This is a genomic window from Corallococcus sp. AB045, assembly GCF_003668895.1.
In the GTDB taxonomy this organism is placed as follows: domain Bacteria; phylum Myxococcota; class Myxococcia; order Myxococcales; family Myxococcaceae; genus Corallococcus; species Corallococcus coralloides.
Map to the genome: position 1 here is coordinate 69,540 of NZ_RAWN01000014.1, position 9,759 is coordinate 79,298.

Here is a 9,759-nt window from a genome sequence, read left to right on the forward strand (position 1 = left end):
CATGGCCTGACCCGCAAATCAATCGGGACTCCCGGGTTGCCCGGAATTCAAGGGCCTGGGCATTCTTTCGGGAAATGGAGCCACGCGACCCGATGGACACCGAGGACTCCCGCCGGGGGCCCTCGCGCGCCGCCCCGGAGGACCGGCTGTACCTGCTGCTCTTGCAGGGGAACATCTCCCGGGTGGTGCCGCTGCCCCGGGAGGGGCCGGTGGTGATTGGCCGCGCGGTGGGGGCGGACGTGGTGGTGGAGGACGCGTCCGTGAGCCGCCAGCACGCGCGCGTGGCGGTGGCGGAGGGCGAGGTGTTCATCTCGGACCTGGGAAGCCACAACGGCGTGCGCGTCAACGGCGAGCGGGTGCAGGGCTCGCGTCCGCTGGACAGTGGCGACGTGGTGACGCTGGGCAACGTGACGCTAGTGCTCCACCGGGGCGAGCGGCCCCCACCGGAGCGGCGGGCGCTGGAGCTGGAAGGGCTGCGGGCCCGGCTGTCCGAGGAGCTGGATCGGGTGCGCGGCTCGGGGCTGGCGGTGAGCGTGCTGGCGCTGGAGGTGGAGTCCGCGCGGGTGCCGCAGGTGGAGCTGGTGCGGGCGCTCGATGGCGCGCTGCGGTTGATGGACGCGGTGGGGCAGGCGGGGAGCACGCTGATCGTGCTGCTGCCAGACCTGTCCGGCGAGGAGGCGGAAGCGGCGGCGGCGCACCTGGTGTCGGTGCTCACGCCGCTGGCCGGGCGGGTGCGCGCGGGGCTGGCGTCGGCGCCGGGGGACGGGATGCAGGGGGACGCGCTGCTGGGCGCGGCGAAGGCGGCGGCGCTGGCCGCGGAGCCGGGCGAGACGCGGGTCAGCGGGCCTTCGATGTACCGGTTGGCGCTGGGCGAGCGGTCCGTGGTGGTGGCGGACGCGGCGCTGACGCGGCTGTTCGAATTGCTGCGCAGGCTGGCGGCGAGCCCGCTGCCGGTGCTCATCCACGGCGAGACGGGAGCGGGGAAGGAGAACGCGGCGTGGGCGGTGCATCACTGGTCGCCGCGCTCGGCGCAGCCGTTCGTGCCGCTCAACTGCGCGGCGCTGCCGGAGAGCCTGGTGGAGGCGGAGCTGTTCGGCCACGAGCGGGGCGCGTTCTCCGGCGCGGACCGGGCCCGGGCGGGCCTGCTGGAGCGCGCGAGCGGCGGGACGCTGTTCCTGGACGAGGTGGCGGAGCTGTCGCTGCCCATTCAAGCCAAGCTGCTGCGGGCGTTGGATCAGCAGGTGATCACGCGGCTGGGAGATTCGCGCGAGCGGCCGGTGGACCTGCGCGTGGTGGCGGCCACGCACCGGGTGCTCGAGGACGAGGTGAAGGCCGGCCGCTTCCGGCAGGACCTGTTCTTCCGCCTGTCCGCGGCGGTGGTGGTGCTGCCGCCGCTGCGGCACCGGCCCCGCGAGCTGCCCCTGCTGGCGCGAGCGTTCCTGGAGGAAGCCTGCGCGAGGGCGGGCCGTCCACTGCTGCACCTGTCCGCCGCGACCATGGAGGTGCTGGGCGCGCACGCGTGGCCGGGGAACGTGCGCGAGCTGAAGAACACGGTGGAGTACGCGGTGGCCACGTCGCCGGGGCCGGTGGTGGAGCCGTCGCACCTGCCGGACTCCCTGCGGGCCGCGACGGAACCGGATCCGGAACCGGAGCGGGCGGAGGGCAGGGCGGAGACGCCGAGGGTGTTCCAGAACCTGGCGGAGGAGCTGCGGACGCTGGAGCGGCGGCGGATGATGGAGGCGCTGGAGGCGACGGGTGGGGTGCAGACGCGGGCGGCGCAGCTCATCGAGATGCCGCTGCGCACGTTCGCGTTCAAGCTGAAGCAGCACCGCATCACGCCCTCGCGAGGCCGCGGCCCGGCGGGTGGATGAAGAGCGAGCCGCTTCCAGCATGGCGGCCGCCCGAGGCGTTCGGAGAGTACCGCCTGTTGCAGCCGTTGGGACGCGGCGCGATGGGCGAGGTCTACCTGGCGCACGACACGGTGCTGGACCGGCTGGTGGCGGTGAAGTTCATCGCGAGCGTCGCGCCGGATGAAGTGCAGCGCGAGCGCTTCCGCACGGAGGCGCGCGCGATTGCCCGGGTGCAGCATCCGAACGTGGTGGGCATCCACCGCGTGGGTGAGGTGAAGGACCGGCCCTATCTCGTCTCCGAGTTCCTGCGCGGGCAGAGCCTGGACCGGCTGTCCCGGCCGGTGCCGTGGACGCGCGTGCTGGAGCTTGGCATCGGGCTGGCGAGGGGGCTGGCGGCGGCGCACCGGCAGGGCGTGCTGCACCGCGACCTCAAGCCCGCGAACGCGCTGCTCACCGAGGACGGTCAGGTGAAGCTGCTCGACTTCGGCGTGGCGAAGCTGCTCGACGTGGCGATGGCGCCGGTCCAGCCCGTGCGTCCGCCGGAGGGCCCGCGTGCCGTGCCGCTGGAAGGGGAGGCGACGGTGGATGTCCCGGCCGTCGCACGACACGCGGTCACGGACGTTGAACAGCGGACCGCGACGTCGAGACCGCTTCCGCCGGAGCGACACCCTGGCCCCTCGGAGCTGCTGGCCACGGGCCGCATCGGGACACCGCTCTACATGGCGCCCGAGGTCTGGCGCGGAGAACCGGCCACGGTCCGCAGCGATCTCTTCTCGCTGGGCGTGCTCCTCTACGAGCTGTGCGGCGGTCCGACACCTGGACCGCTCGCGGAGGCCCCGCTGCGGCCCCGCACCTTCGAACCGCTGGACGCCGCCGTCCCCGGCGTGGACGCCGCCTTCGCCGCGGTCCTCGCGCGCTGCCTCGCGCATGATCCGCTCGCGCGCATCGAATCCGCGGACGCCCTGCGTGAAGCACTGGAGTCCATCGCCTCACGGCGCGCCACCCCGGCACTCGCACCGCCGCGCCCACGGTGGCTGCGCGTCACGCGCGTGCTCGCGCTCCCGGGGCTCGCGGTGGCCATCCTCATCGGCGGCAACTGGTGGAGCGAGCGCTCCCGGCGCAGCGACGCGGAGCAGGCCATGGCCTCCGCCGCCGCCATCGTCGACGAAGGCCTCGCCTTCGAGTCCCGCATCGAAGCCCTCCGCTCACAGGCCTTCACCGCGTTCGACACCGACCGCTTCACCGAAGCGCTGCCCCTCTGGTCCCAGGCCCTGGACCTGGGCGCGAAGCAGGCCCGCCGCTACCAGGACGCCAGCGAGCTGCTCGAAGCCGCGCAGACGCGCGTGGGCCGGGGCACGAACTCCACCCTGGATCAACGCGTCGCCGAGGTCCTCCTCCAGCGCATCCTCATCGCGGAGCGCGACCGCGACTCCCGGGCGCGGACGGCCCTGACGCAGCACCTGGAAGGGCTGGACCCGAGCGGCACCACGAGCCGGAAGCTGACCGCCCCTGTCCGCATGGAGCTGGACAGCGAGCCCCCGGGCGCCGCCATCCAGGTCGAGACCTTCGAGTCGCAGCCCGGAGGTCCGCCGCGCTGGTCAGAACCGAGGGCCTTCGACAGGACGCCCATGGCCTCCGGCCTCACGCTGGAGCCCGGCTCGCACCGTCTGACGTTCACGCTCCCGGGGCGTCCGCCCGTCCGCTACCCGGTGCTGCTCACTCGCGGAGAGACCTTCCAGGCGAAGATCTCCATCCCCGAACACGTCCCGGACGGCTACGTCTACGTGCCCCCCGGCCGATTCCTCTATGGCAGCGGCAACGACGAAAGCGTCCGCCGCACACGCCCCATCCACCGGCTCGCCACCGGCTCCTTCCTCATCGCGCGGCACGAAGTCACCTACGCGGACTGGATCGCCTGGCTGCGCGAGTTGCCCGCCGCGGAGCGCGACGCGCGCAGGCCCCGGGGCGCCAACTACTTCGGCACCATCGAGCTGCGCACGGTGAAGGACGGAACCTGGACCTTCCACCTGGAACACGAGGGCGTCTCGTACCAGGCGAGGGAAGGGGAGCCGCTGCGCTACCAGGACCGCACCCTGCGCGCCGAACAGGACTGGCGCCGCTTCCCCGTGTCCGGCATCTCCTGGGAGGACGCCCGCGCGTACATCGCCTGGCTGGACGCCACCGGCCGCGTGCCCCGGGCACGCCTGTGCACCGAGCTCGAATGGGAGCGCGCCGCCCGGGGCGCGGACGACCGCGACTACCCGCACGGCCCGACGCTGGCACCGGACGACGCCAACTTCGACGCCACCTACGGCCGCAAGTCGCGCGCCTTCGGTCCGGACGCGGTGGGCTCGCATCCCGCGTCGGACAGCCCCTTTGGCGTGGCGGACCTGTCCGGCAATGTGTGGGAGTGGCTGGTGGCGGACACGAACGGCGCGCCCGCGTACGGCGGAGGTTCGTTCTATCAGGACGCGCTCACCGCCCGGGCCGTCAACCACGGCACCGGCGAGCCGCGCACACGCTTCCCCTTCATCGGGATGCGCGTGTGCGCGTCCGTGCCCTGATCAAAGATCGCGCCCCGGCAGCTGCCCCACCGCGGGCAGGAAGCCCAGGTCGCGCACGAACGTGAAGCCACCGGGGTTCAGGGTCGCCGTGGCGTAGACGCCCAGGGTCGGGTGCCTCCACAGCTTCAGCGGCCGCCGCTGTCCCTCGCGGTCTGGATCGACGGAGCTGTAGATGTAGCCCTCGATGGCGTTGTCCCCCGCGAGCGGCCTGCGCGAATAGCCCGCCGCCAGCTCACAGTCGCTCCGGTCCGTGAGCAGCATGCGCCCGGTGGACGTCCCGCACCGGTACAGCGCCTTGATGAACGGCTTCATCCTCGCCATCACGTCGTTGGGCAGCGAGGGGGACAGGATGGGCCCCTCCACCCGCACCGGCGCATGGTCCCTGGGCGCCGCGCTCCCCAGGCCCTCCATCGCCAGGACGAAGGCCCCCGGCAACGCGCCGCCCGCGGACTCGCCCGGGACGCCAGTGACGGCGGTCGTCGTCACGTAGTCCGTGGAGTCCTTCTTGAACAGCACCAGCGCGCGGTCGATGAAGAGCGAATAGGACACCAGCATCCGCTGCGCCGTCCCGTGGAAGTCCAACTCCTCACACGTGAGCTTAGGCACCGGAATCTTGAGCGCCTGGTCCACGCAGGTTGCGTCCGCGACCAGCGTGTCCCAGCGCTTCTTGCCCAGGCACAACGGCCGCGCCAGGCCACAGGAGTCCATGGTCCACACCGCCTCCAGCGCGTAGCCGTCCGGCACGAGCGTCGCCGGCAGGTGGCCGTCCTGGCTCAGCACGGCCGCGTTCTCCGGCCCCATGAACGCCAGCGGCGTCCCGTCCAGCGTGTTGCTCCGGCCCTCGCCGCAGTAGTCCGCCACCGCCATGCGCGTGCACAACTGGTGGTACTCGCGCGCGACGGACTCCGGGTACTCCGTGGCCCAGGGCGGATAGCCCCAGTCGATGCACTTGGCGATGACGCCGCCGCCCACGAAGAACGGCTTGCTGGAGCTGCTCTCGTTCTTCGGCGCGCAGGCGAAGGTGAAGAAGTTCGGGTTCTCCAGCAGGTCCCCGGACGTGGACCACGCGTGCGGCACGGAGAGCGCGTAGCCGCTGCCGGTGGGGCACAGCGGCGTCGCCGTCTTGTCGTCCGTGAAGGCCTGGACCCGGTACTCCCAGCGCGCCTTGCCGGCATTCACGTTGACGGAGTCGCACGACGACGTCGGCGGCGTGATGTCCTCGTGACAGCGGACCGCTTCGATGACGAGCTTCACCGTGCGGCCCTCGAACGGCGCGCGGAACACGGCCTTCTCCAGCGAGGGGCCCTCCAGTATCCGCCTCACCGGCATGGGCGTCCCCTCCACGGCGCAGTTCTGGGTCACCCGCAGCCGGCCCTCCGCGACCGTCGCCGTCGGCTTCCCGCAGGTGGGCCCCCCAAGGACTTCGGGCACATCCACCGACCGCAACGGCACGTTGATGAACTCGAAGCGCCCGGACCCGTGCAGCTGCGTGCCCTGCGCGCTGTTCGACGGGGGTGGCTCCGCCCACGCGACAGCACCTCCCAGGCACAGTGCCCCCAGCAGTCCCCGCTTCCACGTCGCCATCGTCGCCAAGTCCATGCTCCTTCTTCGCAATGAGGGAAAGGCGTACCGCCCAGGGTTCTCGTCTGAAGGGGACCGCGGGTGTCTGCTTTGTGCGGAGCGTGCAAACCCTGCCGTGCATGCAAGGATTGCCGTGCCACGCATGCGAGGAGCGTGTGCAAACCTTGCACGCTCCGAGCGCGGCGCGATGCGGCGGGCGATCCAGCTTCCGTGCCCCGGCGGCATCGCCCAAGATGCATTTCCTGCCGAATTTCCCCCGCATTTTTCCGCAAGAGGAGGGGAGCATGGCCTTCCACCCCCGCGGCCTCGTGGCCGCGCTCGCGCTGTTCTCGCTGTCCGGTCCCGCCCTCGCGCAGGCCCCCGCCGCGCCGCCCAAGCCGCCCGCGAGTCCAGAGGATGAACGCGCCGCGTACATCCGGGCGCACTTCACGAAGTACGAGGTGCGCATCCCCATGCGCGACGGCGTGAAGCTCTTCACGACGTTCTACGTGCCCAACGACGCGAGCCCCCAGAAGCGCTACCCCGTGCTGATGATGCGCACGCCGTACTCCATCGGGCCCTACGGCGCGGGCCGCTATCCCAAGGCCCTGGGCCTGGCCAGCTTCGAGAAGGAGGGCTTCATCTTCGCCTTCCAGGACGTGCGCGGCCGGTACATGTCCGAGGGCGAGTTCGTCAACGTGCGCCCCCACCGCGCCACCAAGCGCGGCAAGGAGGTGGACGAGAGCAGCGACACGTACGACACCATCGACTGGCTGGTGAAGCGCGTGCCCCACAACAACGGCAAGGTGGGCATGTGGGGCGTGTCCTATCCGGGCTTCTACTCGTCCGCGGGCGCCATCGATTCGCACCCCGCGCTCAAGGCGGTGTCGCCGCAGGCGCCCATCGCGGACTGGTTCTGGGACGACATGCACCGGCATGGCGCCTTCAACCTGCAGCTGGCGTTCAGCTTCTTCTCCACCTTCGGCAAGCCCCGCCCCGCGCCCACTGATGACACGGAGTGGAAGTCCTTCGACTTCGGCACGCCGGACGCCTACCAGTTCTTCCTGGACCTGGGCCCGCTGTCCAACGCGGACGCGAAGCACTTCCACGGCGACATCGCCTTCTGGAAGGACTTCGTCGCGCACCCCAACTACGACGCCTTCTGGCAGGCGCGGAACCTGCTGCCGCACCTGAGGAACATCAAGGCGGCGGTGATGGTGGTGGGCGGCTGGTACGACACGGAGGACCTCTACGGGCCGCTGCGCACGTACGCCGCCATCGAGAAGCAGAACCCCGGCACCGCCAACACGCTGGTGATGGGCCCGTGGCCCCACGGCGGCTGGATGCGCGCGGACGGTACGTCGCTGGGAGACGCGGACTTCGGCTTCCCCACCAGCGCCATGTATCAGGACCTGGTGCTGGCCTTCTTCAAGCAGCACCTGAAGGGCGGCCCGGACGCGGCCGTGCCGGAGGCGCTCGTCTTCGAGGGCGGCGCCAACCGCTGGCGCCAACTGGACGCCTGGCCGCCCAAGGGCACCAAGGAGACGCGCTTGTACTTCCAGCCCCAGGGCGCGCTGACGTTCCAGGCGCCCAAGGCGGCGGCGCCGTCGTTCGACGAATACGTGAGCGACCCGGCGAAGCCCGTGCCCTATACGCAGGACCTGAGCCCCGGCTGGTCCAAGACGTACATGACGGAGGATCAGCGCTTCGCCTCGCGCCGGCCGGACGTGCTCACGTACCAGACGGAGCCGCTGGAGAAGGACCTCACGCTCGCGGGCCCGCTGGAGGCGGAGTTGTGGGTTTCCACGACGGGCAGTGACGCGGACTGGGTGGTGAAGCTGGTGGACGTGAACCCCGGGAAGGTGCCCGGCTGGACGAAGGAGCAGGAACAGTCCGGCGAGCGAAACCGGGGCGCGCAGCAGACGCTGGTGCGCGGGGAGCCGTTCCGCGGCCGCTTCCGCGACAGCTACTCCCAGCCCAAGCCCTTCACGCCCAACGAGGTGACGAAGGTGCGCTTCGTCATCAACGACGTGTTCCACACCTTCCAGCGCGGCCACCGGCTGATGGTGCAGGTGCAGTCGAGCTGGTTCCCCTTCATCGACCGCAACCCGCAGACCTACGTGGCCAACATCTTCGAGGCGAAGCCCACCGACTTCGTGCGCGCGATGCACCGGCTGCACCACACGGCGGCCCAGCCCAGTGCGTTGAAGGTGAACGTCCTGCCCGCGTTGGACGAGTAGATCCCCGGTCCGCTCGCGCGCGGTCTGCTAGGCTGCGCGCCCGCCACCACGCGGGCGGCCCTTCGCCGGGCCGCGCGCCACGACGCGCCATGACGGGAGGGACATGACCGGTCACGACCGGCCCGACGCCGGGCGGGTGCTGCTCGACGGAGAGTTGGGGGAGGGGGGCGGCCACGTCCTCCGCTCCGCGCTGTCCCTGTCGCTCATCACCGGCCGTCCCTTCCAGCTCAGCGGGCTGCGCGAGCACCGCGATCCGCCGGGCTTGCGTCCCCATCACCTGGCCTACGTGCGCGGCGCGGAGGCGCTGACCGGCGGCACCAGTGAAGGCGCCTCCGTGGGCTCCACGGAGCTGCGCTTCACCCCCGGCCCGGTGCGCGCGGGGGATTACCTGCTGGAGGCCGGCGCGTCCGGTAGCACACCCCAACTCTTCCAGTGCCTGGTGTACCCGCTGGCGCTCGCGGGCGGAGGACGGCTCACGCTGAGAGGCGCCACGCACCTGCGGGGCGGGCCCAGCTTCCACGCACTCGTCGGCGCGTGGCAGTCGGTGGCGCGCGCGTACGGGCTGCCGGTGCAGCTGTCGCTCACCCACGCGGGCTTCCTTCCGGAGGGCGCGGGCGAGTTCACCGCGGAGGTGGGCGCCCCGGCCGAACCGCCCGTGCGCGTGGACCTGCCCGCGCGCGGCGTGCTGCGGGAGGTACGGGTGATGTCCTTCGTGGGCGGGCTGCCCTTCGCGGTGGCGGAGCGTCAGTCCCGCGCCGCGGTGGCCGCGCTGCGCGAGCGGGGCATCCTGGCGGAAGCCGACAACCGGCCGCTGGCGGTGACACGCTCACAGGGCACCGCGACCTTCGTGCTGGCGCAGTTCGAGCACACCGTGGCGGGCTTCACGTCACTGGGCGAGCGGGGCCTGGACGCCGAAGGGGTGGGGCGCGAGGCGGCGGAGGCGCTGACCCGCTTCATGGAGACGGGCGGCGCGCTCGACGAACACCTGGCGGAGCAGCTGCTCTTGCCGGCGGCGCTCCTGGCGTCAGGGAGGCTGGGGGCGGTGACGCCGGGCACCACGCGGTTCACCGCCGCTCGCATCACCGACGAGCTGACGGTCCAGGCGGAGGTGCTGCGGCGCTTCCTGCCGGTGCACATCCAGGTGGAGCCGGGTGGGAGCGTGGAGATCCGCCCGGCGTGAGGGGGAAGGGCGGGGCGCTTAAGCCTCGTCCTCGGTGGCGTTGCCGCGCGCGCCGAAGGTGTTGGAGTCCGACATGTCCCTGACGGTGCCGCGGTAGGCGCGGATGGCGAAGGGCGCGGCGACCAGGAAGACGATGCCCACGAGGCCAATGGCCATCCAGGGGACAGGCGTCTCCTTGATCTGCACGTCCTTGCCGTAACCGTTGAGGTTGTTGCCCATGGCGCGCGCCTTGGCGGCGTCCTTCTCTTCCTGGGTCAACTCCTTGCGGTTCTGGAACTCCTGGGGCTGCCGGCGCTGGGGCTGCGCCAGGACAGCGCCGCCCCAGACAAGGGCGAGGACGAGGACAAGCCGGGGGAGGGAGGGGC

6 protein-coding genes are annotated in these 9,759 nt (G+C 71.7%); 4 read left to right on the plus strand and 2 right to left on the minus strand.

Annotated elements, in window-relative coordinates; translation table 11 throughout:
• Positions 1-92: 92 nt before the first annotated feature.
• Both D7Y21_RS05715 and D7Y21_RS05720 read left to right on the plus strand, forming a co-directional pair.
• On the plus strand, positions 93-1,871 hold the full coding sequence (locus D7Y21_RS05715) for a sigma 54-interacting transcriptional regulator (protein WP_121711745.1): 1,779 nt from the start codon (positions 93-95) through the stop codon (positions 1,869-1,871).
• Positions 1,868-4,414 (plus strand): bifunctional serine/threonine-protein kinase/formylglycine-generating enzyme family protein, encoded by a 2,547-nt coding sequence (locus D7Y21_RS05720; RefSeq protein ID WP_121711747.1) that lies wholly within the window; start codon positions 1,868-1,870, stop codon positions 4,412-4,414. Before D7Y21_RS05715 ends, D7Y21_RS05720 begins: the two co-directional genes overlap by 4 nt.
• Here D7Y21_RS05720 and D7Y21_RS05725 read toward each other — a convergent pair whose 3' ends face one another.
• Positions 4,415-6,013, minus strand: a complete 1,599-nt coding sequence (locus tag D7Y21_RS05725; protein ID WP_121711749.1) for an ADYC domain-containing protein — start codon at positions 6,011-6,013, stop codon at positions 4,415-4,417.
• A gap of 266 nt (positions 6,014-6,279) precedes the next feature.
• Here D7Y21_RS05725 and D7Y21_RS05730 point away from each other — a divergent pair, with 266 nt between their 5' ends.
• Both D7Y21_RS05730 and D7Y21_RS05735 read left to right on the plus strand, forming a co-directional pair.
• Entirely contained in the window at positions 6,280-8,214 is a 1,935-nt protein-coding gene (locus D7Y21_RS05730; protein ID WP_121711751.1) for a CocE/NonD family hydrolase, read from the plus strand.
• A 103-nt stretch (positions 8,215-8,317) separates the two neighbouring features.
• The gene (locus D7Y21_RS05735) at positions 8,318-9,394 is read left to right on the plus strand and encodes an RNA 3'-terminal phosphate cyclase (protein ID WP_121711753.1); all 1,077 of its coding nucleotides are present in this window, start codon (positions 8,318-8,320) and stop codon (positions 9,392-9,394) included.
• Positions 9,395-9,412: 18 nt separating this feature from the next.
• Here D7Y21_RS05735 and D7Y21_RS05740 read toward each other — a convergent pair.
• On the minus strand, positions 9,413-9,759 hold a 347-nt coding region (locus tag D7Y21_RS05740; protein ID WP_233611993.1), incomplete at its 5' end, for a hypothetical protein.

Bases quoted from the DNA above. Each gene is read 5' to 3' on its own strand.
- D7Y21_RS05715 (WP_121711745.1), top strand. From the start codon at position 93: ATGGACACCGAGGACTCCCGCCGGGGGCCCTCGCGCGCCGCCCCGGAG.
- D7Y21_RS05720 (WP_121711747.1), top strand. From the start codon at position 1,868: ATGAAGAGCGAGCCGCTTCCAGCATGGCGGCCGCCCGAGGCGTTCGGA.
- D7Y21_RS05735 (WP_121711753.1), top strand. From the start codon at position 8,318: ATGACCGGTCACGACCGGCCCGACGCCGGGCGGGTGCTGCTCGACGGA.
- D7Y21_RS05730 (WP_121711751.1), top strand. From the start codon at position 6,280: ATGGCCTTCCACCCCCGCGGCCTCGTGGCCGCGCTCGCGCTGTTCTCG.
- D7Y21_RS05725 (WP_121711749.1), bottom strand. From the start codon at position 6,013: ATGGACTTGGCGACGATGGCGACGTGGAAGCGGGGACTGCTGGGGGCA.